Below are 24,139 nucleotides of genomic sequence, written 5' to 3' on the forward strand. Positions count from 1 at the left end.
CGACGACGACTGTTCAAAGATTCCCGAGCCGGAACCTTACTGGAACGCGGTGCCGGGTTCGGTCTCCTCGCGATTGACCTCCGACCGCCGGAACTGCTTTTCGATCTCCTCGTAGCGCTCGCGCGTCTCGGGAGTGACGCTCGGGTTCACCTCGTCTAAGGCGTCCTCGAAGTGCTGCATCGTCACGCGGACGTTGCCCACGGACTCGCCCACTTCCTCGCGCGAGACACTGCCGATGAGCTCTCGGGAGGCGTTCATCGACGCCTCGCGGGTCACCGCTTCGATGTCGGCGCCGACGTAGCCCTCGGTCTTCCGGGCGATGGCGTCCAAGTCGACGTCGTCGGCCAGCGGCTTGTTCCGGGTGTGGACTTCCAGGATCTTCCGGCGGGCCTCCTCGTCCGGCACGGGCACGTGCACGTGGCGGTCGAGCCGGCCGGGCCGGAGTAGCGCCGAGTCGATCAGGTCCGGACGGTTCGTCGTCGCGATGACGACCACATCCTCCAGCGATTCGAGCCCATCGAGCTCCGTCAGCAGCTGGGAGACGACGCGCTCGCCGACGCCGGAGTCGCCGGAGTTCTTGCCGCGCTCAGTCGCGATCGAATCGATCTCGTCGAAGAACACGATCGTCGGCGCGTTCTCGCGAGCCTTGCTGAACACCTCGCGGACACCCTTCTCGGACTCGCCCACGAACTTGTTCAACAGCTCGGGCCCCTTGATCGAGATGAAGTTCGACTCGCTCTCGTTGGCGACCGCCTTCGCGAGCAGGGTCTTCCCCGTGCCCGGCGGGCCGTACATCAGCACGCCCTTGGCGGCCTGCATGTCGAGTTCCTCGAACACCTCGGGGTACTCGAGCGGCCACTGGATCGTCTCGCGGAGCCGCTCTTTGGTGTCCTCCAAGCCCCCGACCTGGTCCCAGCTGACGTCGGGGACCTCAACGAACACCTCGCGCAGCGCGGAGGGTTCGATCCCCTTCATCGCCTCCTTGAAGTCGGACTCCGTGACCTGGATGGAGTTCAGCACGTCGGCGTCGATCTCGTCGCTTTCGAGGTCGAGTTCGGGACGGATGCGCCGCAGCGCGTGCATCGCGGACTCTTTCGCCAGCGACTCCAGATCCGCGCCGACGAAGCCGTGGGTGTTCTCCGCGTACTCGTCGAGGTCGATCCCGTCCACGAGCGGCATGTTCCGCGTGTGGACCTGCAGGATCTCCTTGCGCCCGTCGCGGTCGGGGACGCCGACCTCGATCTCGCGGTCGAACCGGCCACCGCGCCGGAGCGCGGGGTCGATGGCGTCGACGCGGTTCGTCGCCCCGATGACGACGACCTCGCCGCGCTCTTCGAGCCCGTCCATCAGCGAGAGCAGCTGGGCCACGACGCGGCGCTCCACGTCGCCGCCGGCCTCCTCGCGTTTGGGCGCGATGGAGTCAAGCTCGTCCATGAAGATGATCGCGGGTGCCTCCTCGGACGCCTCCTCGAACACCTCACGGAGCTTCTCCTCCGACTCGCCGTAGTACTTCGACATGATCTCCGGGCCGGAGATTGTGTGGAAGTTCGCGTCGATCTCGTTGGCGACGGCCTTGGCGATCAGGGTCTTCCCCGTGCCCGGCGGGCCGTGCAGGAGGACGCCCTTCGGCGGGTCGATGCCGAGCCGCTTGAACAGCTCCGGGTGCCGCATCGGCAGCTCGATCATCTCTCGGACCTGTTCGAGTTCGTTGTCGAGGCCGCCAATATCCTCGTAGGTCACGTCCGGTCCATCGCCGGAGCCGCCGGCCTCGCTCGGCCCGGTCAGCTCCTCTGCGGGGACCTCCGAGATTTCGATCTCGGTGTCGTCGGTGATGACGACGGTTCCCGAGGGGGTCGTCGAGGCGACCTTCATCGGCACCGCCTGCGACTGGCCGCCCATCAGCCCGAAGCCGAGCGACGTGCGGATCGTCTGCCCCTCAGTCACCGGCTGACCGGAGAGCTTGTCGCGGATGAACGGAGATATCTGTCCACGCACGCGGAGCTGGCTCGGGAACGCGATCGTCACCGACTCCGCCCGTGAGACGTCGACCGACTCGACGGTCACGCGGTCGTCGATCCCGACGTCGGCCTCCTGGCGAAGCCGACCGTCGATGCGCACAACGCCGGTCCCGTCGTCCTCGGGGTAACCGGGCCAGACGCGGGCGATCGCGGCGCCGTCCGGTCCCTCGACGCGGATGATGTCCCCGCCGGAGAGTCCGAGCTCCTCGGCGGCGATGCGGTCGATCGCCGCGAGGCGGCGCCCGGCGTCCTTCTGTTTTAAGGGCCTGACGGTGAGATTCATCGCTCGCCCTCCACCGTAACCACGCCGTTCGCGACCGCGGTCGACGCGGCCGCCCCCGGCAGTTCGAACTCCGACTCGATCGGCTCACCGTCGCCCTCTATCACGACGATAGCGGTCTCGCCGACGGTGTCGACGGAGACGTTCTCGGCGTCGGCACCAAGATCGGCGGCGACGATCCACCCATCCTCGTACTCGAACCGGCGGAGCAGCGGGCCGTCGCCGGTCGATCGGGTCTGTTGGGGATTCATGCTAACTACAAGTTAGGTGCGAGAGTATATAAACTTATCGCTGAAAATCGCATGACGTGAGATAGCATCGGCGTAGCGGTAGTGTTGCGGTTCGGGGTAATCGCGCCGGCGCCGGGGCGGTTCGGGGTAATCGCGCCGGCGCCGGGGCGCTTCGGGCCGGCAAATTCGCTCAGATCTGACGCCGCGATCAGGAACCCGGAACCGTCGACGACCTTTATAAGCAACGCGCGGGAGCAACGACCATGGAGCGGGTCACGCACCACGACCGCGACACTGCCTACCGAGTCTCCGACCGCGGCGGCGACGGACCGACAGTCTGTTTTATCCACGGGAGCGGGGGGAGCAAAGACGTCTGGAAGGCGCAGGCGCGCGTGAGCGACCGATTCCCGGTCGTCGCGCTCGACCTGTCTGGCCACGGCGACAGCGGCGACATCGACGCCTCCGCCGGTCCCGAGGCGCTCGACGCGTACGCGGACGACGTGGTCGCCGTCGCGGAGGCGACGGGAGCGACCGTCCTCTGTGGCAACTCGCTAGGCGGAGCCGTCGCGCTGCGGGTCGCCTTGGAGCGCGACCTGCCGCTCGACGGGCTCGTACTCGCCGGGACGGGTGCGAAGCTCGCCGTCGCTGAACCCCTCCGCGATGCGCTCGCGACCGACTTCGACCGGGTGATCGAGCTGCTCCACGAGCCCGATCGGCTGTTCCACGACGCGCCACCGGAGTACGTCGAACTGTCGCGCGCCGGGATGCGTGAGTGCGGGCGCGCCGTCACCGAACGCGACTTCCGCACCTGCCACGCCTTCGACGTCCGCGACCGGCTCGACGAGATCGCGGTGCCGTCGCTCGCGGTCGTCGGCGAGCATGACGCGCTCACGCCCGTCGAGTACCACGATTACCTCGCAGACCGGATCGACGACTGCGAGCGCGCAGTGATCGAGGGTGCCGCACATCTCGCGATGCTCGAACAACCGGACGCGTTCAACACGGCGCTGGCGGCGTTTTGCTCGCGGCTCTCGCGAGCGTCGACGTAGCGACGGCTGAGTCAGCTCTCGTCGGCGTCGAGGGTCTTAAAAGGATACGGCGAGCGAAGCGACCGTCCGGGCCGCGCTCTCCTCCGGAGACGCGGCCCGCGTCCGGAGACGCGACCCGCGTCTGGAAGCCGGCTGGACAGAACTCGATGCGGTACCTCCCGATCGTCGATCGCTGTCGGTTTCGGTCTCCGATATCTTCCGTACTCACCTCGTGTTACAAGTTAGCACTCGACACTATTTAAATCGTTCGCCGGGATGCTTCGCCGGTCGCCGGCATACTTTTTAAACGGCAGCCTCGATGGGCGTGCAATGGACGGATCCGGTTTCGACCGCAGCGCCGGTGAAGGCTCCCGCGGCAGCTCCGATCGCTCCGGTTCCCGCGAGGGCGACGCCGCTTCCGACGCCTCACACGATCCCGACGCCTCGACGCACGGCCCCACAGACCCGGACATCAACGACCTGCTCGCGAAACTCGACGCTCTGAGCGACACCGTCGACGGGGACCACGAACGCGAGAAGGTGCGCCAGACCATCTCGCTCGTCGAGCGCATGCCCGGCAGCGCCGCGTTCACCACCCGTATCACGAAGTACACCTCCCGCGACATGGCCGAGTCGTTCGTCGGGGCGGTCCTCTTTTCGCTCCCCCTGCTCGTCGAAGGCGGCGTCTTCGAAATCGCCGGCTGGCTCGCCGGGACCTCCGTCGCGGGCGTCCCCGTCTTCCTGCTCGCGCACGTGGCGTTCGTGCTCGTCATGACCGCCGGCCTGCTCTACGCCGCCGACTTCCGACAGATCGAGATCAGGCACCCGATTTTGGGCGTCATCCCGCGCCGGTACGCCGGGGTGTTGCTCGTCTCGCTTTTCACCTCGGCGTTCATGCTGCTCCTGTGGGGTCGACTCCACGAGGGCGATCCGACGGGCCCCGAGCGAGGGGCCCGCGTGCTCGTCGTCTGGGCCGTGGCCGCGTTCGGCGCCGGGCTCGGTGACATCCTCCCGGGCGAGTCGCAGGGCGAGGACATCGGCGAGATCGACCTCGACTTCGACGACTGATCGAGAACTGTGGCGACCGCCCGCGACGACCGCCCGCACCGACGACTCTAGCCCGAGCGGAACCGTCCCCCCTTTCCACACCTTTTTCGCCGCGGCGACCGTACCCGTGTACATGTCAGCGTTACGCGACGCGCTCCGGGACCTCCCGGACGCGGTGTTTGCGGACCTGCTTGAATCCGACGAGGGCTACGTGCTCGTCGTCGACCTCCCTGGCGCCACCGCCGAGACCACCGAGGTCCTCGCGGAGGACGGCCGAATCGTCATCGAGGGACGCCGTGAGAAGGAGGTCCCCGACGGGTTCCGCTACGTGCGCGAGGACCGACCGCTGTTTCTCGACGCGGAACTTCCCCTCCCGAGCGACGCGGACGGCAGCGGCGCCGACGCTGAGATGGACCGCGGGGTTCTCGAAATGACGATCCCCAAGCGGACCGATGGCGCCTCCCGTACGATCCCGGTCGACGAGGCCGGCGACGACGAAGCCGACGCCTGAGGGGTGGTTACGCTGGTCAATCTCCGTGCCTACTGGCGGTTTTTCGTGGTCATGCGGCGCTTCTCGCCGCTGATCGTCGCCTACTGGCGAGACCGGAAGCGGTACTTCCTGTTCGGCGGGGGCCGCGAGGTCGACGCCGAGACCCAGCGAGAGCGCGCCGCTATTCTCCTCGACATCCTGCTCACGCTCGGCCCCACGTTCATCAAGCTCGGGCAGATCCTCTCGACGCGGCCGGACATCCTCCCGCCAGCCTACATCGACGTGTTGGAGGGGCTCCAAGACGACGTACCGCCGGCTCCGTGGGAGGAGTCGAAGATCGTCCTCGAAGATGAGCTCGGACCGGTCGACGAGACGTTCGACGACTTCGACCGGGAGCCGATAAGCGGCGCGAGCCTCGGGCAGGTGTACACCGCCCGCTACGAGGGGAGCGACGTGGCCGTCAAGGTCCGCCGTCCGAAGATCGAGTCGCTCGTCGAGGCCGACCTCCGGACGATCCGGTGGTCGATCCCGCTGGTCAGGAAGTTCACCGGCAGCGGGCGGGCGTTCTCCTTGGAGAACCTCGCCGACGAGTTCGCGAAGACGATCCGCGAGGAGATGGACTACAACCGCGAACGGGCGATGCTCGAAGAGATCCGCGCCAACTTCGCCGACGAAGACCGGATCCGGATCCCGACCGCCTTCGAGGCAGTCTCCGGCCCGCGCGTGCTCACGATGGAGTATATCCCCGGAACCAAGATCAGCGACGTCGACGCGCTCGACGACGCAGGGCACGACCGGAACGCCATCGCCGAGACGCTCCAGGACGTGTACCTCCAGATGATCATCGATGACGGCGTATTCCACGCCGACCCCCATCCCGGGAACCTCGCCGTCGACGACGACGGTGCCGTGATCTTCTACGACTTCGGGATGGCCGGACGGGTGGACCCGTTCATTCAGGAGAAGATCGTCGACTTCTACGTCGCGGTCGCCCGCCAGGACATCGACGGCATCCTCGACACGCTGATCGCGATGGGCACCCTCTCGCCGGAGGCCGACCGCGAGGTGATGGGGAACGTGATGGAGCTTGCCATCGCGGACGCCAGCGGCGAGGACATCGAGCAGTACCAGGTGAACCAGATCATCGAACAGGTGGAGTCGACCATCTACGAGTTCCCCCTCCGACTCCCGCCGGACCTCGCGCTCGTGTTGCGCGTCGCCACCGTCGTCGAGGGGGTCTGTGTCACCCTCGATCCCGAGTTCGACTTCATCTCGACCGCGACGGAGTATCTCAAAGAAGAGGGGTACTACGAGCAGACCGCCCGAAACCTCGCCGAGGGCGCCGGACAACAGGCCCAGAAAACGGCTGAGGCGCTGTTTACGGTCCCGCCGAAGGCAGACGACTTTCTCGACCGGGCGAACCGCGGTGACCTCCACATCGACGTCACGATCGACGACGGCTCGAACGTCCTCGACAAGCTCGCGATGCGGATCGCTTACTCGGTGCTGCTCGCCGTCGGCGTGCTCTCCTCGACAATCCTCTACTCGTTCGCTCAGTCGTGGCGGCTCGCGGCGGTCGTACTCCTGCTCGCCGCCCCGCTCGCCGTCGCGCTCTACCGCTCGTTCCGGAAGAAGCGCGGGATCCGGACGACGCCTCAGTTTACCAGACAGGGGATGAAAAAGCGGCGCGACGACTGACCGTCAGTCGCACTGAGACCGTCCGGTCTGCCTCCCACGCTGAGACCGTCCGGTCTGTTTCCCACGTCGAGACTGCGTAATGTGGGCCGTTCACGCCGTGATGACTTCGATCGGAACGAGAAGGAAACAGAGCGCCCCGACCGCGAATGTTCCGATCCCAACGGCGAGTCGCGGCCAGCCGAGCCGCTCCTCGTCGGTCGGGTTGGCGGGGCCGTTGAACGCGATCACGAGCGAGAACACGCCCCAAAACGTCCACAGCCCTACCGACTGGTCGAGCCCGAAGCCGCGCCAGAAGTAGAGGTACGCGGCGATCGAAAAGAGGGCACCGGGAACCAGCGCCGCGACCGTCTCCTGTCGCGGGCCGAGCATCGCCCGGACCATGTGCCCTCCGTCGAGCTGGCCGACCGGCAGGAGGTTGAGTAGGGTGAAGAACATCCCAACCCAGCCGCCGATCACTACCGGGTGTGCGGTGAGTCCCGGATCCTCGTACGCCGTCGGCTGCCCGATAAGATCGGCAATAATACCCAAAAGTGGTGGGTTATTGAACCGGATCACCGTCCCCGACGCGTTGGCGATCTCGGCCGGAACGCGGAGCGGGTCGAGAGAGAGCCCGATCGCAGTGACGACGACAGTCGCGATCAGCCCGGCGATCGGGCCGGCGACCCCGATGTCGAACAGGGCCCTCCGTGAGGGCATCCGACCTCGCATCCGGATGATCGCTCCGAGAGTCCCGAACGGGAACACGAACGGGATGACGTACGGCAGCGAGACGTCGACGCCGTGGTACCGCCCGGCGACGTAGTGGCCGAGCTCGTGGGTCATCAAGACGCCGAGCACCGCGGCCGTGAACGGCCACGCCCGCAGCATGGTCAGGGGGTTCGCGGCGATCTCCTCCCATCCGATGTAGTACCACCCGTACGCGCCCACGAACAGCGTCGACAGAACTGTCGCCGCGAACATGCCGATGTTCATCCACGGGATTCCGGCTCGTCCGTGGTCGAACGGAGTTGCGACGACGGTGTGGCCCCCCTCAACCGTCTCTACGTCGACATCGTAGCCGGCGTCTCGGAACTCCGGGACCAGCTTCCGCAACAGCGTGCGCTCCGGAATGTACGACTCTCCGACGTACCGAACGCGGCCGTCCTCCCGGCAGATCTCGTCGACCCGGAAGAACGTCCGGAGCGGCTCCGGACGCGGAACGTCGGACGCCTCCGACGGCTCCACGTCCTCGTGTTCTGGCATCGTCGGTGGTAGCTGGTCGGCGAGTATAAACCCCGCGTCGGGCGAGGCGTCCGGATCGATCGAGAGCGGGGAGAAAGGTTGCGGAACGACGGCTGGTAGGGAAGCCGTCAGAGTGTCAGTGCGAGTGACAGTGTGCGATTGTCAGCGTGGGTGCGGGGACGCGTGTGAACGCGCCGTTCGGTAGTACTTCCAGCGATCAGGCGGGCTCGACGCGCCAGGTCGTCGCGCCCGTGTACGACCACTTCTCGACGGTGAGCTCCGTGGCCGAGTCTCGGAGCTTCAGCATCAGGGCGCCGATCTCCTTCGGCGAGAGATCGACATCCTGGGAGATGAACTTCCCTTTGAAGTACATCTCACCGTCCTCCGCGCGGTCGAGTAGGTACCGCTTCAGCCGCTCTTCCTTGCTGAGGTCGTCGGTCGAGGTCCCGGTCGTGGAGGGGTTTGCAGTCGCGCTCATGGTACACTCTCCGCTTATTCCCGGAGGGTGTTATAAAGGGAAGACCGTTAGAGGGTGTTCAGTGGCTTTCAGGGCGTTTCAGGCCGACCCAACGAGCTAAAAGGTGTCAGACAAACGCTTCATAACCGTTTGATATCCACTTAGACGTTTTATAATATCCTTAAAACGGTTTACTACACCAGCCGGGAACCTCGCCTTCGCCTCACCTCGTCGATGCACGATGCCGCCATTTGTCGGCAACAATCTCTGGATAATTCCGCCCGGGGCGCTCGCTCGCGTCCGGTCGAGGCCCGCGTTCGACAGTTTCTGCGCGCTCCCGTCCGGCTACTCTCTCCGGTGGACCCAGAACTCCTCGGCCTCCGTGGACTCCTTTTTGAATATCGGTACCTCGTCTTTCAGTCGGTCAATCCCGTCCTCGACCGTTCGGAACGCCTCCCCGCGGTGGCCCGCGAGAACGACGATAAACACGATATCTTCGCCCGCCTCGATCACGCCCGTCCGGTGGTGCATCCGAACTTCAAATACTCCGTCGCGCTCGGTCAGCTCGGCGGCGATGGCGTCCATCTGCTCCGCAGCGACCCCCTCGTACTTCTCGAACGCGAGGTGGGTCGTCCGGTCGTCGTTCGGAGCGTCTCGCGCGCGAACTCGCCCGGTGAACGTCGCGATGGCACCGGCGCGGTCTGCGTCCGCTGACGCCTCCACCTGACGCACGAGCGCCTCCCGGGTGACCCACGGCTCCGCGTCGGCCAGATCCGTGACGAGCCCGTCGAGGTCGATCTGGTCGGGTGCGTCGGCGGCGGCGACGACCGATCCGGGAACGTCCGCCGGCTCCGCGTCCGCACCGAGCAGGACCGTCGGGACGCGCAGGCGGGACTCGCCGACCGCGACGAGGTAGTCGTGATCGGGCGCGAGTCCGTCGAGGAGGTCATCGAGTCCCTCGACGCGCCCGCGTCCCGCCCACGAGCCGTCTGCATCGAGCGCGATCGCCGTGTCGGCGGCCCTCTCCGCCGCTCCCTCGTCATCGGAGTCGTCTCGTCTCACCGCGACGCCGCCGTCAGTCACCTCGGACTCGGCGGCTCGACCGGGGGCTTCGCCTCGTTCTCCGTCCTCCCCACCGCAGTCGACGACCGCCACTCGCCCATCGAGCCGGTCTGCGAGCGTCCCCGCGAGGTCGGTCGCTCCGGGGCCGACGATCGATATCGGTTGCATACTCGAAGGCGGACTGCGAGCGGCTTAGGCGTTTCCCGGCGCGGTCGGGATCAACCACCGCTGTTCGAGCTGTCCCGCCTGTGTCGGAACAAACGTTCGCCTGCACCGCTGTCTCCGCCTGTCCCGCTTGATAATCCTTAAGACCGCGACAGGGATATTCGACAGTAATGAGAGTCGTCGTTTCTATCGGCGGGAGCGTGCTCGCGCCCGATCTGGACCCCGACCGGGTGGCCGCGTACGCCGAGGCGATCGAGCGACTGGCGGCCGACGGCTGCGAAGTCGGCGTCGTCGTCGGCGGGGGCGGCGTCGCGCGCGAGTACATCGAGACGGCGCGCGAATTGGGCGCCAACGAGGTCGAACTCGACCAGCTGGGCATCGGGACGACCCGGCTCAACGCCCGCCTGCTTATCGCCGCGCTCGCCGGCGGCGCGAACCTCTCGCCGGCGACGGGGTACGACGAGGCGGCCGCCGCCCTCCGCCGCGGGGAGGTGTCGGTGATGGGCGGCGTGACCCCCGGACAGACTACCGACGCGGTCGCCGCCGCCTTCGCGGAGTCGGTCGACGCCGACCTGCTCGTGTACGCGACGAGCGCGAACGGCGTGTACGATGCCGACCCCAACGTCGACGACGACGCGACCCAGTTCGGGTCGATGTCGCCGGCGGAGCTCGTCGACATCGTCCTTCCGATGAGCCGGAACGCGGGGGCGTCTGCTCCCGTCGACCTGCTCGCGGCCAAGCTGATCGACCGCGCGGGCATCCGCTCGATCGTCCTCGACGGGACGAATCCCGAGGTTGTCGTCGACGCCGTCCTCCGCGGCGACCACACCGGCACCGACGTGATTCCGACTGGGAGCGAGGAGCCGATCTACTGGACGGGGTCGAGCGACGCATGAGCGCCGACGACTCCCCGCACATCCTCTCGGAACAGGCGCGAGACACGGACGGATCGGCGGGCGACGACGACGAGGGGGACGACGGCAAGGGGTTCCGCGCCTTCTGGGCTGACGTGGTCGCCGACGAGATCGAGGCGCGCGACCCGGACGAGCCGATCGTGATCAAGGGCGGCGTCTCTCCTTCGGGGGTCGCACACCTCGGCAACTTCAACGAGATCATGCGAGGGTACTTCGTCGCGGCGGTGTTGCGCGAGCGCGGCCACGAAGTCCGGCAGGTGTTCACCTCCGACGACAAGGACCCGCTCCGCAAGATCCCGCGGAAGCTGGCGAACCCCGACGGGGAGATCGTGGGGCTCGGCGAGGTCGACGCGGGCGCGCTCGGCCGGAACCTCGGGAAGCCGTACACCGCGATTCCGGACCCGTTCGGCGAGCGCGACTCGTACGCCGCCCACTTCGCCGCCCTGTTGAAGGCCGATGCCGACCGATTGGAGATTCCGGTCGAGATGGTCTCGAACACGGAGCTGTACGCCGACGGCGCCTTCGACGACGTGACTCGGAGGGTCCTCTCTGACCTTGACGGCGTTCGCGAGGTGCTCTCGCAGTATCAGGACAAGGTCGACGGCGAGTACGTCCCGTTCAATCCGGTGTGTGGCGAGTGCGGGAAGATCACGGAGACGGTCACGAGCGTCGACCTCGACGCCGAGACTGTCGAGTACGTCTGTACCGACATGGACGTCGGCGACAATACCATCGAAGGGTGCGGCCACGAGGGGACTGCCACGTTCCGCGAGGGGAAGCTCCCGTGGCGGCTGGAGTGGCCCGGCCAATGGGACGTGCTCGGCGTCGACTTCGAGCCGTTCGGCAAGGACCACGCGGAGGGGTCATGGCCCTCCGGCGTCGACGTGGCGCGGAACGTCCTCGGAATCGAGCCGCCGGTGCCGATGGTGTACGAGTGGTTCACGCTCAACGGCGAGCCGCTCTCCTCGTCGGCCGGCAACATCGTCACCGTCTCGGAACTGCTCGACCTGCTCGAACCCGCGGTGCTCCGGTACTTCTTCGCGCTCCACCCGAAGAAGGCACGCGACCTCGACATCGAACGACTCGACCAGCTCGTCGACCGGTTCGACCGGTTCGAGCGCGCGTACTTCGGCGAGGTCGACGACGAGGATCTGACCGCCTTCGCCGAGCGCGCCTACCCGTTCGTCGTTAGGCGCGCGGACGACCCGCCCACCGAGAAGCCCGTGCGGCTCCCGTACACCTTCGCGGCGGTCCTCGGGATGGTCGACGACCCAGCGTTCCGGGAGCGACTCGCCCGTGACGAGGGACACATCCCCGACGACGCCTCCGACGAGACCGTCGAAGCCGCGCTAGCCCGCGTCGAGAAGGCGCGCAACTGGGCGGAGCGCACCGCTAACGAGTACGACTACCGGCTCCAGACGGAGTTGCCCGACGCCGACTTCGACGACGATGTTGCGGCTGCGCTCGACGACCTCGCGGAGTTCGTCGCGGCCGGCCACGACGGCGAGGCGATCCAAGCGGAGATATACGAGACGGCGCGCGCACACGACGTTGAGGTGAGCGACTTCTTCGCCGCGGGCTACCGGCTCTTCTTCGACGACACGCAGGGGCCGCGGCTCGGCGAGTTCCTCGGCGAGTTGGAGCGTGACTACGTCGTGGCACGGCTCCGCCGGGAGGCGTAGATGCCCGAGGACCGCTCGCTCGACGAGTTCGAGGGCTCGGACGATGACTCCGAGGACACCGACGACACCGCGGGCGCTGACGCGTCAGCCGCAGAACCGGATGATACCGTGATCGACGACGACCCGTCCCCCGCGACGGCGACATCAACGTGGACTACCGGCGGCGCCGACTGCGAGCGGTGCGGTGAGCGCGTTGAGCGCCGCTGGCTCGACGACGGAGACCGCGTCTGTCCCGATTGTAAACTCTGGTAGTTCAGTCAAGGTTTAATACGTCTCGGAGACAGCCGTTGCTTACGGCAAAAATCGGCTGAGGTTTAGTGAAATATATATGAAATTAGAATCTGATTTCATCTTCGGCCGGTCTCCGCGGGGGCTCACCGTCGCGTACCTTTGTCTTGGAGCGCTGTTCGTCCTCGCAACCGACCTCGCAGTCGTGTCCATGGTCGGATCGCTTTCGACGTGGACGCCGGTTCACGCCGTTGACGGGTGGCTGTTCGTCAGCATCTCGTCGCTGGTCTTCTACGGCGCGACGGCGTATCAGAAGCGCCGGGCGGCCGCCGCCCGGCGCGAGCTAGAGACGTCGAACCAGCAGCTCCAGGTATTGAGTCGGGTTTTCCGACACAACGTGCGAAACGATCTCAATGTCATTCAGGGGTACACAGACCTACTCGCCGAGCGGGTCGACGACGAACGGAGCCGGGAATGCCTAGAAACGATCCGGGAGACGACCGACGACGTGGTGGAGATTAGCGAGAAGCTGCGCGTCATCGAGGATGCATCACCGACTCCTCCGAGTGGGCGAGTCGACCTCGTCGAGGCGGTTCGCGAGGCTGCCACGGGTGTCGACCGCACAGACGTCTCACTCACCCTCGACGCACCCGCCGAGGCGTGGGTCCATGCGGACGAGTCGATCGAGTATCCGATCCAAGAGGTGTTCGAGAACGCCGTCACCCATAACGACGAGTCGGTGCGCCGGATCGACGCCCGCGTCACGGAGAACGGGTCGACGGCCTGTCTGGAAGTCAGTGACAACGGGCCGGGGATCCCCGCCGACGAGCGAGCAGTGTTGCGCGCCGAAGAGGAGACGCCGCTGTCGCACGCAAGCAGCATCGGGCTGTGGCTCGTCAAGTGGATGTGCGAGACGCAAGGCGGAACGGTCAGGTTCGAGACGACCGACGACGGGACGACGGTCCGGCTTCGATTCGACTCGGTCGACAACAGCTGAACGCGAATCAGACGACAGAGAGGGGAGGACCGATCCGGTGTGCGGACCTACTCGAGTTCTGTGATCGTCACGGCGTACACCGCGCCGCAGTTCCCGCATTCGACGTGGACTCCGCGGCTCGTCTCGCCGCGAGTGAACTCGGATATCTCCTCCGAGCACGAACACTCGAACTGGACTCTCATTGCTTTCGATACGCCGTTCTGATATTTAAAAGAATCCGTCCCAAAACCGCGTTTGAGAACTGGGACGCTTCGCAGTCGATCGTCGCCGACGGTCAATCATCGCTGACGGTCGGTCGTTGTTGACGGTCGGTCGTTGTTGACGATCAGTCGTCGTCGACGATCACTTCGACCGGTTCGTCGCTCGCGTCCGCGTCGTCGTCGTCAGCCGCCCCAGCGTCACCGCCCGACTGCGTCTGTTGATAGTAGAGCCCGCCGGCGATCCCGAGGACGATCCACGACCGCCAGTTCGCGAGGTTCAGCGTGTAGCCGATGCCGAACGGTTTCTCCACTAACATTCCCTTGCCGGGCTGCCAATACGACGAGAGCAGCCGTCCGAGGCTCGGCCGCTCGAAGTTGTACGGGATCCCGAGTATCTCTCCCGAGGACGGTTTGTCTGCCATACCAGTATATCTCACTCCGGGCATATAAAGCGTGGCGCAACTCGGCGTCGTGCGCGAGCCGCCGACAACTCATCAGTCCCGATGCAGACGGCTCACCGGTACCGCCCGCGGCCCTCTACGTCGCGGAGCCGGTCGAGAACGTCGTCGTCGCCGACCGTCGCGTATCCGTCCTCGAACGCCTCGATCAGCGGATCCGGATCGATCGCGGTCGCCCGGACGGACCCCTCGAACACGTGGAGATCCATCGCGTGGTCCTCAACGTGGCCGGTGTGATAGGCGAGCCCGAAGTCGATGAGTGCGGTCCGATCGTCGACGGCCGTCGTACCGTTCGCTTCGCCATCCCCTGTTTGTGTATCGGAATCTCCCACGCCCACCCGCACGTTCCGCGTAGTCGGATCGCCGTGAACGATCCCCGCGTCGTGGAGCCGCGCGAGGTATCGCCCGACTGCCGCCACGCGCTCGGTTCCCCCGTCAAGGGCGGCGGCAAGGTCGCGGTCGCCGACGTACTGGAGCGTCAGCGTCGCATTCGGCACGTCGGCGTCGTACACCAACGGGGTCGTCACCCCCGCCTGCCGGGCCTCGCTCGTCAGCCGGGCCTCCGCGACGGTCCGGTCACGCCTGAGCGTCCGGTCGAGGCCGGGGTGACGGTACTCCTTCGGAACCCGGCGTTTGATCACCCGACGGTCGGCGGCGTCGGGCTCGCCGCTCGGGACAATCTCTACCGTCGCTTCGGCGCCTCGCCGATCCGCGTCCGTCTTGTCGTCGCTCCCGGGAGCACGGCCGCGAGCGACCGACTCACCGCTCCGCCACGTCACGGGCACCTGATCCGGGCGAAAGTTGGGATCGATCGCGGACTCCGAGATGGGGACTGTGTCGCCAGCCTGTGCCATCTTCGCGCCCAACACGGCGATCATCCCGGCGTTGTCGCGGAGGAACCGCGAGTCTGGGGCGTGGAAGCGTGCGCCGCGGGCCGCACACATCGACGCCAGCATCTCGCGAAGCCGATCGTTCTGTGCGACCCCCCCACCCAACACGAGCTCGTCGGCGCCGGTCAGTGAGAGGGCACGCTCCGAAACCTCCGTCAGCATCGCGAACACGTGCTCTTGGAGCGAAAAACAGATTTCCTCGACTGGGACTCCGTCGTCGTACGCGTCGTTGGCGGCGGAGCTGATCCCGGAGAAGGAGAAGTCCATCCCTTTGACGACGTACGGGAGGTCGAGGAGGTCCTCCGGGCCGTCGTTTCCCTCGGCGTACCGCCGCGCCGCCGCCTCGACCTTCGGGCCGCCGGGGTGGTCCCAGCCGACGTGGCGGGTGAACTTATCGATCGCGTTGCCGACGCCGGCGTCCATCGTCTCCCCGAGCACGCGGTAGCGCCCGTCGTGGTAGCCGAGCAGGTGGGCGTTCGCGCCGGAGGTGTTCAGACACACCGGGTTTTCGAAGCCGGACTGATGGCGACCGATCTCTAAGTGCGCCACCATGTGATTGACGCCGACGAGGGGTACGTCGAGCGTCCCCGCGAGCGACCGAGCGGCGGTCCCGACGATGCGGAGACACGGGCCGAGTCCCGGCCCTCGCGAGAACGCGACCGCATCGATTGCGTCGGGACCATGCTCGGCCTCAGCCGTGGTGAGAACCGCGTCGACAACCTCGGGGATCGCCTCGGACATGTGCTCGGCAGCCTCGCGAGGGTGAATGCCGCCGCTGTCCGGCTCGTACGGGTTCGATTCGATGAGAACGGAGTCGGTCTCGGCGTCGTACAGGGCGGCGCTCGCGCACCACGCGGTTCCCTCGATGCCGAGAACGCGCATTCGGCTGGCGTTAGGCTTCCTCGGCGTCCGCCTCGACCTCGCCGCCGATCTTGTTGCGTTCGAGCATGTACTCCTGCTCGACGTCGAGCGCGTCCTCTGCGGTGTCGTACACCTTCGCGTAGCCGATCGTCTTGCGCATGCCGAACTTCGTGTCCAGCTCGTGGACGACGACCTCCTCAGAGGCCTTGTCGAGCTTGGCCGCGAGCGAGTCGCGGACCGACAGACGGGAGGGCGTTGCCTCCTCGTGGGTCGTCTCGAAACGAATGTCCGTGCGGTGCAACATCGGGTTCTCCTCTTCGGAGATGATATCGACGTCCATGGTTCAGTTAGGCGTATATCTCCTCGAAAGCTGTAAAAGGATTTCGAAGCGGGGGTGTCGCCGGCGTCGATCGTTCGGCGGTCTCCGCCCGTATATCACCGATCTCCGTCGGGAACGCGACCGAGCGCCTTGTAGGCCGCCTCGACGTCGCCGTCGAGCGCCTCGAACAGCTCTCGTGCCTCTGTTCGGGACTCCGGCGTAACCGCGACTCGGACCATCCCCTCGCCCGGCTGGCCGTAGACGACGCTCGCGCCGTCGGGCGCGGCGAGGATCGCTGGCAGGGCGGCCAGATCCTCCTCACCGGTTACCTCGATGATGACCGGGTCGGCGTCGGAGAGCGCCTCACTAAGCGCCTCGAGTAGCTCTGCCGACAGCGACGCGGCGGGGTTCTCCACGGAGAGACGGCGGTCGTCCGCGGCCGCAAGCGCGGAGCCGATCTCCGCGTCGACCGTCTCACGCTCGGTCTTTCCGTCAATCAGCGCGACATCGGGGACGCGGCCCGCCTCTCGCAGATGGTACGTGACCACGTCGCCTACCGCGATGATCGGGGCATCGGGCGCGGCCCGCTCACCGCGGGTCTCCGCCGCGGCCGCGAGCAGTTCGTCGGCGTCGATCGTCACTGGGCCCAGTGGCTCCTTGAACGCGTCGCGCAGGGATTCGGGGAGTGTAAGCATGGTAAGGTAGTGGTTGAAACCGGAAACCGTTACGCGAACCGCCGCCCTACCGGACCTTCAGCGCGTACGACCCGGCCTTCGTGACGTTCATCTCCTCCGCAATCTGACTCTCCTCGGGCTGGGTGATGATGACGTAGCCCGCCCAGTCCTCGGTGAGCGACGACGACCCGCAGTGCTCGCACGTCTGGGAGTCCGGGTCGTTGACGTGGTGGCACTCACGGCACGCCAGGCGGTCCTCGGCCATCAGTCGGCCTCCTCACCGGTTTGTTCGCGGTGTTGTCGCTGGCCCTCCAGCCACTCGTGTTTCCCGAGGCCGGGCTGTTTCGCAGTGAGCCCGATCTTCGAGTCGCGCGGGTTGCGCTCGTCAATACTCTTGGTCACCACGCGCACCCGGACAGCGTCGTCGACGCCGAGGGTCTTATCGGAGTCCGAGGAGGCGAGCTGCTGGTTCACCCCGTCGAATGTAAGGTACTCGTCGGTGATCTGCGAGACGTGCAGCAGGCCGTCGACCGGGCCGATACCGACGAAAGCACCGAACTCGACCGTCTCGACGACCGTGCCGTCGGCGACCTCCTGCATGTCGGGATCGTACGTCAGCGCGTCGAACTCTGCCTCGTAGTAGACGCCGGGGCGGTTGTGCAACACCGCTCCGTCGCCGATGTCGTGGACCTCGATGACGCTCACGACGCTACCCACGTCTTCGTCCATTCGTCCTTCCAGTTTGTCTTGGAGCAGGGCTTTCACCCGCTCGTCGGTGACGTCCGCCAGGTGTTTTGGCGGCACCTCGACCGTATCCTTGAGTCGAACTCGTTTGTACATATTCGTTGGTTGTCCGCGTCCGCTAGGGTTCCGTTATCGCCAGTGTGTTCCGACCCCTTAAACCGATTACTGGTGCGCCCGCCTCCAGTACCCGGTTCGCCAGCGGTCGATCGTTGGTGACGACGCCGTCGACCCGGCCCTCGGTGACCAGTTCGACGAGCGCGTCGTCGGCGTACGATTCCTCCGTCTCCACCGTCTCCGCCCGCGTCGCGAGGTCCGAACCCACGCTCGCCGCGGTCGCCTCCTTGCCGTTCCCGCCCTGCAGTCGGTCTAACTCCGACACGACCGCAGCCGGGACGACGGCCTCGTAGCCTCCGAGGAGCCGATCGAGCTCCTCAAACAGCCGCAAGTCCGCCTCGACCGGCGCCATCAGCGCGCTCGCGTCGAGCGCGACGACCGGGGCGTCGTCTCCCGCGAGGTCCTCGGGACGGGCGTCGCCCGCAGAGGTCGACTCCGGGCCATCCGCGCGGGCGTCGTCGGCCACGCTACGACAGCGTTCCGACGCCGATGAGTCGCCAGCGCGCGCCGACGCGCCGGTTGATCGCGATCTGTGCGCCCTTCTCGGCGCAGACTGGCCGCTTGAGGCTCACCTCGCACTCGCCCTCGCGTGCGCTCGTTACCGCGCCGACCGTCGTCGCGGTTCCGACCGTGAGCATCAGCGGCTCGCCCGTGTTGATATCCTCGACGTCGCCGTCGTCACCCTCCTCACTGCCGATGACGCGGTCGAGGAGATCGACTTGCATCTCGAACTCGTTGCGCGTCGGCGGGAGCGTGCCGGGCTCGCCGGCGACCTGTCCCGCGAGCGCGTCGCCCTTCGTCAGACTCGGATCGAGCCCGGTTCCGACGCCGAGCAGCCCGCCCGGTCGGGCGCTCTCGACATCGTTGCTGCCGGCCTGCAGCGATCGCACCGTCGTTTCGAGGGGGCGCCACTCCGTTTGCCCCTCCTCGTCGACCTCGCGACCCGGCCGGATCTCCAGCCCGTCGCCGACGGACAGCTCGCCGCTGACCAGCGAGCCGCCCACGACGCCGCCCTTGAGTTCGGCTGCGGTCGCGCCCGGTCGATTGATGTCGAACGAGCGGGCCGCGTACATGCGGGCGCTCTCGCCGGGATCGCGATCCGGGGTCGGGATCTCCGATTCGATCGCGTCGATGAGGAGGTCCATATTGACCTCCTGTTGTGCGGAGACGGGGACGATCGGCGCGTCCTCCGCAACCGTGCCCTCGACAAACTCCTGAATCTGGCGGTAGTTGTCGACGGCGCGGTCGCGGTCGACCAAATCGACCTTGTTCTGTGCGATGACGATGTTCTCGATCCCGATGAGATCGAGCGCCATCAAGTGCTCTTCCGTCTGCGCCTGCGGGACGTCCTCGGTTGCGCTCACGACGAGCACGGCTCCGTCCATGATCGAGGCTCCCGAGAGCATCGTTGCCATCAGCGTCTCGTGGCCCGGCGCGTCAACGAACGAGACCGTCCGGATCGGCTCGCTCTCTGAACCGTCCTCGCACTCCTCGTCGACGGTGTAACACTCGGGCGCGTCGACGCCGGGACAGCGCCGGAACGTTGCGTCCGCGTACCCCAGCCGGATGGAGATACCGCGTTTCATTTCCTCGCTGTGCTGGTCGGTCCACGAGCCGGACAACGCCTGCACGAGCGTCGTCTTCCCGTGGTCGACGTGACCGACGAGACCGATGTTCACCTCCGGTTGTGTGTTGACTTCAGTCACTGTTGGACCTCCTAACGGAGTAGTCTTACCGAAATTTGCTCCGTGCGAGTGATAAAGTTGCTGTTATACTGGCGGGAGGCGTCCGCGGGCGAGGCGGCGATGCCGGCGACGTGCCGAGAGTGGTGCCCGGTCCGACGCCGCTTTAGGGTTCACTGCCGTAGGTCGCGTCATCATGGGATACGCGTGCCCGGTGTGCGAGACGCCCCAGCGCGACGGTGAACACCTCGCGCATCACCTCGCGTTCACGGCGATGTTACACGGCGGCGACCACGAGGTATGGCTCGACGACCGCGTCACTGACTGGAGCGACCGGGAGCCCGCGGGGCTCGCGGCCGAGGTGACGCCCCACGCCGAGGACGCCGAGTACCACGAGGTGTTCGAGGATACTGTCGGCCACGGGCGGCCCGACGTCGACCTTGGAGCGCACGACCACGCCGGCCACGACCACAGCACCGGCCGCAACCGTGCCGCGTCGGATAGGCCGGGCGCGGGCGATGCAGCCGGCGAGACCGATCCGGAGGTGGCCGCCGCGATCCGCGAGGCCCGAGAGATGGCGCGGGAGGTGGGCGACGGCGACGATGGCACGAGCGTCGAAAGCGACGCGGGCGGCAACGACGGCGAGACCGATTCCGCCGCCAGCGACGACCCCGAGAACCCGTCCGCGTAACGGAACGCCCTTTTTAGTCGACGGCGAACGACGGGTATGGAGACCAGAGGGACGTTCGCCCCGGAGACCCGCGCCGACGCGCTCGAGTACTACGAGGAGGTCGGGCCGGTCGCGCAGGTCGTCGTCCGCGAGGCGACGAAGGCGATGTCGTTCGGCGCTGACGAGTACGACGAGCGGGTCACGCCCGAGGTGATCCGGACCGCGCGCGACGCGACCTTCGCCGAGATGCTCGTGGTCCACGTCGGCGAGGAAGGGGAGTTCGACGACTGGCTCGCCGAAAGCGAATTCGACGAGGACGATGTCGTCCGGATCGGGTCCGACAACGTCGACAACGTGGTGTGGCACCCGATCCCCTTCGCCGACACCGTTATCGCAGCGACGTATCAGGAGGAGCCCGACGCGGCTGCCAGCACCCTCCGCCGGAACGCGTTCGGCCGAGTGTACCGCGAAGAGTTCTACGAGTCCGGCCGGTAGTCAGTTATAGCGGAACGGCTGCCGCTTTCAGGTGAGAAAACGAGAGAAGTCGAAGCCGCGGAGGGGTTATCGCCAGCTCCCGCGAAATCGTCGGCGTCCTCTGGGCTCACCGGCGCGTGCTCCTCGTAGTTCGCGCCGCCCGAGAGCGGTACCCCGCCGAGCGCCTGCGCGCGCCCGGCGATCACGTCGGCGCCCTCCTCGAGGTCAATCGCAATTCAATATACTGAAAATACTTTTTGTATATTTAAAATAGACCAGTGACATCACCGTCGGCTCCGCCTGCGAAGGGAAACGTCTTAATGGACTACGCGCGCAGTTCATGGTGTATGAGCAACGGCGACGACGACCCGGCCGACGCCTCCGGAGAGGCCGACGCCGCGGACGACGCGGAGGAGGCGGGCGGCGCCGGCGAGTCGACGGATGCGGCCGCCGCGCCCACGCTTCCCGACGAAGCGACCGAGGAGTCCTTGAACGAGTACCTCGACGAGATCGCGGAGCGCCTCGACGACGCCGAGACCGAAGCGGACCTCGACGATATCGACGCGCTCCTCGACGACGCCGAAGACGGGCTCGACGAGGCCGACCTCCCCGAGCCGGACGAGGACGACGAGGACGCCGACGACCCGCGCGGCGACCTCGAAGACCGGATCGCGGAGCTCCGTGACGGCGTCGAGGAGGCCCGTGGCCCCTACGCCGAGGACGTGATCGATGCGATCGAGGCCGCCGCGTCGACGCTCGAAGACACCGAATGGACCGCAGACGGGCGCGACGACGCCGCCGACGCTGTCGACGCCTTCGTCGAGGAGGCGTCCGAGTCGGTCGCGGTCGACGCGTTCCCCGAACACGACGACCTCGACGAGCTGATCGCCGCGCTCGACGCGGTCGCCGAAGCGGTCGCTGACGCGGATCTCGATCCCGACGCCGACGCCGAGACGATCGCAGCCCTGATCGACGCGACGGACGGGCTCGAAGCGGGCCTCGACGACGCCGAGGAGTGGGACGACCTCGAGACTCACGAGCAGCTCCGCGCGCAGGGGTACTACGACGTGCTCGGCCACTACAAGGACTTCCCGGTCGAGTGGTCCGCGCTGAAGGAACACGAGGCGCGCGGCAACGTCGACATGATCCTGCTCGCGCTCAACTCGCTGGAATCCGACTTCATGGAGCGCCACTGCCTCGAAGCGTTCGAACGCATGGGCAAACGCGGAAAGACCGAGGCCTCCCTGGAGGAGCTTCTCGGCCGCGCGGAGAAGCGTGATCAGTTCGCGATCCGTATCCTCGGCAAGATGGCGGCCGAAGAGGCGACCGAGACGCTCGTCGAGTTCGTCTCGGAGGACTCGAACCCGCAGCTCCAGAAGATCGTGTTCAAGGCTCTCGGCGAGATCGGCGCCGCGGAGGCGGTCCAGCCGCTCGCGGACCAGCTCGATCCCGAGGGGGACACCGAGGACCTCGTGCGCCCCCACGCCGCCCGTGCGCTCGGACTCATTGGCGACACCCGCGCGATCGACCCCCTCGCCGACGCGCTCGCCGAGGACGATTCCGACGACGTCCGCGCCGCCGCCGGCTGGGCGCTCCGCCAGATCGGCACGCGCGAAGCGATCGAAACGGTCGCCGAGTACGCGGACGAGCACTCCTTCATCGTCTCCACCGAGGCCGAGAAGGCCGAGCAGTCCCTCGACGCGGCGTCGGCGACCGCCTGACGCCGACCGCGGTTCGACCGACCATTCTTATCTAATGCCGCGGGCACGGTCCCCCGTGTCGCCCGCATCCTCCCGTGCCGCAAGCGACTCGACCGCGAGCGTCACCGCCGTCGCGCTCGGGCTGCTCGTCCTAACGACCGTCGCGCCGGTCGCAGCCGTGGGTGACGCCGGGACCGGCTCAGGGGTCGCTGGGGTCGACCCGGAAGGCGCCGTCGCGCAGTCGAACGACGGGACGGAGAACCGGACGCTCGTGGCGGAGCAGCCGCGGATCCTCGAGCTGTTCCCGAACCCGACGGCGGCGGAGAACCGCGGCGAGTACCTCGTCGTCCGGCTCCCCGAGCGCGGGAATTGGTCGCTCTCCGACGGCTACTACGAGGCGGCGGTCCCAGCGAACGCGAGCGGTGTCGTCGCGCTCTCGATGGATCCCGCGAACACGACGCCACTGCTCGACGACGAGACTGCGGTCGCCGGCAGCGGCGGCACCGGCGAACCGGAGCTCCGCGTGCTCGACGGCTACTTCCCGCTTGCCGCCTCCGGCGACCGGATCGAGCTTCGCCGAAATGGGACGGCAGTCGCCGTGGTCGACTACGACCGCGCGCCCGAGGGGCATCGCTGGCGCGCGGACTGGGGCGAGTGGCGACCGCGAGGGTACGACCCGCGGCCCGTGGTCAGAACGGAGAACGCGACCGTGACGCCGTTCGTGCTGCCGGACAGTCCAGAGATTCCGGTCGAGCCGCTCCGCGCGGCCGACGACCGCCTGCTGCTCGCCGGTTATACGCTCGGATCGGAGCGTGTCGCTGACTTGCTGGTCGCGGCCGCCGACCGCGGCGTCGAGGTGCGGGTCCTCATCGAGGGCTCACCGGTCGGTGGGTTCTCCGCGCGGAGCGCCCGGCTCCTTGATCGGATCGTGGCCGCCGGCGTCGAGGTTCGCGTGCTCGACGGCAACCCTGAACGGTTCCGCTTTCACCACGCGAAGTATGCCGTCGCCGACGACCGCGCGATTGTGCTCACGGAGAACTGGAAGGCGTCCGGGACGGGCGGGCGAACCAACCGCGGGTGGGGCGTCGTCACCGGAACATCGCGATCCTCGACCGACGACGGAGCGGTCGCGAACGACCTCGCCGCCCTCTTCCGCGAGGACGCCGCGGCGTCCGACGCTCGGTCGTGGTCGTCGTTCCGGAACGACACCGAGTTCCACGAATCGGGGACGGCGAACGAGTCGTACCCGACGCGATTCGAGCCGCCGGCGGCGACGACGGCGGATGTCGAACTCCTGACGACCCCAGGCAACGCCGCCGATCGCTTGGTCGCGCGGATCGACGCCGCCGACGACCGCGTGCTGGGCGTGGTCCCACGGACCGGCGGGCCGGATAACCGGATCGTCCGCGCACTCCGGCGGGCCGCCGAGCGCGGCGTCGACGTTCATCTCCTGTTGTCCAGCGCGTGGTACGACCGCGAGGAGAACCGCGCGCTGGTCGACGAGCTCGCCGACGAGCCGATTGAGGTGGCCGTCTCCCAACCGCGAGGCCGATTCGGGAAGATTCACGCGAAGGGGCTCGTCGTCGACGACACAGCCGTCGTCGGAAGCCTCAACTGGAACGAGGGCGCGGCGACGGAGAACAGAGAGGTATTGCTCGCGGTCGAGGACGGATCGGTGGCGGACTTCTACGCCCGCGCGTACGCGGCGGACTGGCGCGGTGGCGGGGTCCACCTGCCGATCGGGTTGCTCGGCGGATTAGGAGTCGCTCTCGCGGGAGCGGGGGTCATCGCGCGCCGGGAGGTGGCGTTCGTGTGAGGCGACGCGGCGACCGAACG

At 67.2% G+C, this 24,139-nt stretch carries 26 protein-coding genes and 1 pseudogene; 12 read left to right on the plus strand and 15 right to left on the minus strand.

Translation table 11 applies throughout. The features are described from left to right. Positions 1–36 precede the first annotated feature (36 nt). Positions 37–2,301 (minus strand): CDC48 family AAA ATPase, encoded by a 2,265-nt coding sequence (locus HLAC_RS11815; protein WP_015911072.1) that lies wholly within the window; start codon positions 2,299–2,301, stop codon positions 37–39. After that, on the minus strand, positions 2,298–2,549 hold the full coding sequence (locus HLAC_RS11820) for a DUF7127 family protein (RefSeq protein WP_015911073.1): 252 nt from the start codon (positions 2,547–2,549) through the stop codon (positions 2,298–2,300). Before HLAC_RS11820 ends, HLAC_RS11815 begins: the two co-directional genes overlap by 4 nt. A gap of 242 nt (positions 2,550–2,791) precedes the next feature. On the opposite strand from HLAC_RS11820, the gene HLAC_RS11825 reads away from it, so the two are divergent. From HLAC_RS11825 to HLAC_RS11840, 4 genes are all read left to right on the plus strand, one after another. Continuing rightward, the gene (locus tag HLAC_RS11825; protein ID WP_015911074.1) at positions 2,792–3,577 is read left to right on the plus strand and encodes an alpha/beta fold hydrolase; all 786 of its coding nucleotides are present in this window, start codon (positions 2,792–2,794) and stop codon (positions 3,575–3,577) included. A gap of 309 nt (positions 3,578–3,886) precedes the next feature. Further along, positions 3,887–4,624, plus strand: a complete 738-nt coding sequence (locus tag HLAC_RS11830; RefSeq protein WP_015911075.1) for a hypothetical protein — start codon at positions 3,887–3,889, stop codon at positions 4,622–4,624. A 112-nt stretch (positions 4,625–4,736) separates the two neighbouring features. Next, a complete protein-coding gene (locus HLAC_RS11835) occupies positions 4,737–5,114 on the plus strand; it encodes an Hsp20/alpha crystallin family protein (protein WP_015911076.1) in 378 nt (125 codons plus the stop codon). A 3-nt stretch (positions 5,115–5,117) separates the two neighbouring features. Next, on the plus strand, positions 5,118–6,791 hold the full coding sequence (locus HLAC_RS11840; RefSeq protein ID WP_015911077.1) for an ABC1 kinase family protein: 1,674 nt from the start codon (positions 5,118–5,120) through the stop codon (positions 6,789–6,791). Positions 6,792–6,881: 90 nt separating this feature from the next. On the opposite strand, the gene HLAC_RS11845 is transcribed toward HLAC_RS11840, so the two are convergent. The 3 genes from HLAC_RS11845 to HLAC_RS11855 all read right to left on the minus strand — a co-directional run bounded on the left by HLAC_RS11845 (position 6,882) and on the right by HLAC_RS11855 (position 9,699). Then, positions 6,882–8,033: a site-2 protease family protein gene (locus HLAC_RS11845; RefSeq protein WP_015911078.1), complete on the minus strand. Its 1,152-nt coding sequence runs from the start codon at positions 8,031–8,033 to the stop codon at positions 6,882–6,884. A 196-nt stretch (positions 8,034–8,229) separates the two neighbouring features. Continuing rightward, positions 8,230–8,490, minus strand: a complete 261-nt coding sequence (locus tag HLAC_RS11850) for a DUF7123 family protein (protein ID WP_015911079.1) — start codon at positions 8,488–8,490, stop codon at positions 8,230–8,232. Positions 8,491–8,814: 324 nt separating this feature from the next. Continuing rightward, entirely contained in the window at positions 8,815–9,699 is an 885-nt protein-coding gene (locus tag HLAC_RS11855) for a molybdopterin synthase (protein WP_015911080.1), read from the minus strand. Between the two features lie 167 nt (positions 9,700–9,866). Here HLAC_RS11855 and pyrH point away from each other — a divergent pair, with 167 nt between their 5' ends. The 4 genes from pyrH (at position 9,867) to HLAC_RS11875 (ending at position 13,517) form a co-directional block, all read left to right on the plus strand. Next, positions 9,867–10,592 carry a UMP kinase gene (pyrH, locus tag HLAC_RS11860; RefSeq protein WP_015911081.1) on the plus strand — a complete coding sequence of 242 codons (726 nt, stop codon included), beginning with the start codon at positions 9,867–9,869 and terminating at the stop codon, positions 10,590–10,592. Then, positions 10,589–12,292: a lysine--tRNA ligase gene (lysS, locus tag HLAC_RS11865; RefSeq protein ID WP_015911082.1), complete on the plus strand. Its 1,704-nt coding sequence runs from the start codon at positions 10,589–10,591 to the stop codon at positions 12,290–12,292. The genes pyrH and lysS overlap by 4 nt, the downstream gene beginning before the upstream one ends. Beyond that, a complete protein-coding gene (locus HLAC_RS11870; protein ID WP_015911083.1) occupies positions 12,293–12,544 on the plus strand; it encodes a DUF7573 domain-containing protein in 252 nt (83 codons plus the stop codon). Between the two features lie 76 nt (positions 12,545–12,620). Continuing rightward, entirely contained in the window at positions 12,621–13,517 is an 897-nt protein-coding gene (locus HLAC_RS11875) for a sensor histidine kinase (protein ID WP_015911084.1), read from the plus strand. Positions 13,518–13,564: 47 nt separating this feature from the next. On the opposite strand, the gene HLAC_RS19825 is transcribed toward HLAC_RS11875, so the two are convergent. The 9 genes from HLAC_RS19825 to HLAC_RS11915 all read right to left on the minus strand — a co-directional run bounded on the left by HLAC_RS19825 (position 13,565) and on the right by HLAC_RS11915 (position 19,483). Beyond that, entirely contained in the window at positions 13,565–13,699 is a 135-nt protein-coding gene (locus tag HLAC_RS19825; protein WP_015911085.1) for a hypothetical protein, read from the minus strand. A gap of 143 nt (positions 13,700–13,842) precedes the next feature. Then, positions 13,843–14,139: a DUF5808 domain-containing protein gene (locus HLAC_RS11880; RefSeq protein WP_015911086.1), complete on the minus strand. Its 297-nt coding sequence runs from the start codon at positions 14,137–14,139 to the stop codon at positions 13,843–13,845. Between the two features lie 92 nt (positions 14,140–14,231). Beyond that, a complete protein-coding gene (locus tag HLAC_RS11885) occupies positions 14,232–15,947 on the minus strand; it encodes a bifunctional N(6)-L-threonylcarbamoyladenine synthase/serine/threonine protein kinase (RefSeq protein WP_015911087.1) in 1,716 nt (571 codons plus the stop codon). 10 nt (positions 15,948–15,957) lie between these two features. Beyond that, positions 15,958–16,266, minus strand: coding sequence for a 30S ribosomal protein S24e (locus tag HLAC_RS11890; protein ID WP_015911088.1), 309 nt, complete (start codon positions 16,264–16,266; stop codon positions 15,958–15,960). Positions 16,267–16,361: 95 nt separating this feature from the next. After that, entirely contained in the window at positions 16,362–16,940 is a 579-nt protein-coding gene (locus tag HLAC_RS11895; protein WP_015911089.1) for a GTP-dependent dephospho-CoA kinase family protein, read from the minus strand. Between the two features lie 46 nt (positions 16,941–16,986). Then, a complete protein-coding gene (gene spt4, locus HLAC_RS11900; RefSeq protein WP_008007804.1) occupies positions 16,987–17,184 on the minus strand; it encodes a transcription elongation factor subunit Spt4 in 198 nt (65 codons plus the stop codon). Continuing rightward, positions 17,184–17,759: a DNA-directed RNA polymerase gene (locus HLAC_RS11905; RefSeq protein ID WP_015911090.1), complete on the minus strand. Its 576-nt coding sequence runs from the start codon at positions 17,757–17,759 to the stop codon at positions 17,184–17,186. Before HLAC_RS11905 ends, spt4 begins: the two co-directional genes overlap by 1 nt. A 22-nt stretch (positions 17,760–17,781) precedes the next feature. Continuing rightward, positions 17,782–18,243 (minus strand): PIN domain-containing protein, encoded by a 462-nt coding sequence (locus HLAC_RS11910; protein WP_015911091.1) that lies wholly within the window; start codon positions 18,241–18,243, stop codon positions 17,782–17,784. A gap of 1 nt (position 18,244) precedes the next feature. Further along, complete coding sequence (locus HLAC_RS11915; RefSeq protein WP_015911092.1) at positions 18,245–19,483, minus strand: translation initiation factor IF-2 subunit gamma; 1,239 nt, start codon at positions 19,481–19,483, stop codon at positions 18,245–18,247. A gap of 172 nt (positions 19,484–19,655) precedes the next feature. On the opposite strand from HLAC_RS11915, the gene HLAC_RS11920 reads away from it, so the two are divergent. Further along, positions 19,656–20,150 (plus strand): DUF5810 domain-containing protein, encoded by a 495-nt coding sequence (locus HLAC_RS11920; RefSeq protein WP_015911093.1) that lies wholly within the window; start codon positions 19,656–19,658, stop codon positions 20,148–20,150. Positions 20,151–20,186: 36 nt separating this feature from the next. Next, positions 20,187–20,624 (plus strand): DUF5809 family protein, encoded by a 438-nt coding sequence (locus HLAC_RS11925; RefSeq protein ID WP_015911094.1) that lies wholly within the window; start codon positions 20,187–20,189, stop codon positions 20,622–20,624. Positions 20,625–20,707: 83 nt separating this feature from the next. Here HLAC_RS11925 and HLAC_RS19555 read toward each other — a convergent pair. Then, positions 20,708–20,839 (minus strand): annotated as a pseudogene (locus HLAC_RS19555) (DNA starvation/stationary phase protection protein DpsA); the annotation flags it as partial. 111 nt (positions 20,840–20,950) lie between these two features. Here HLAC_RS19555 and HLAC_RS11930 point away from each other — a divergent pair. Beyond that, complete coding sequence (locus tag HLAC_RS11930; RefSeq protein WP_049933594.1) at positions 20,951–22,324, plus strand: HEAT repeat domain-containing protein; 1,374 nt, start codon at positions 20,951–20,953, stop codon at positions 22,322–22,324. 55 nt (positions 22,325–22,379) lie between these two features. Beyond that, the gene (locus HLAC_RS11935) at positions 22,380–24,119 is read left to right on the plus strand and encodes a phospholipase D-like domain-containing protein (protein WP_049933595.1); all 1,740 of its coding nucleotides are present in this window, start codon (positions 22,380–22,382) and stop codon (positions 24,117–24,119) included. Positions 24,120–24,139 lie beyond the last annotated feature (20 nt).

It is taken from the genome of Halorubrum lacusprofundi ATCC 49239 (assembly GCF_000022205.1).
GTDB classification, from domain to species: Archaea; Halobacteriota; Halobacteria; order Halobacteriales; family Haloferacaceae; genus Halorubrum; species Halorubrum lacusprofundi.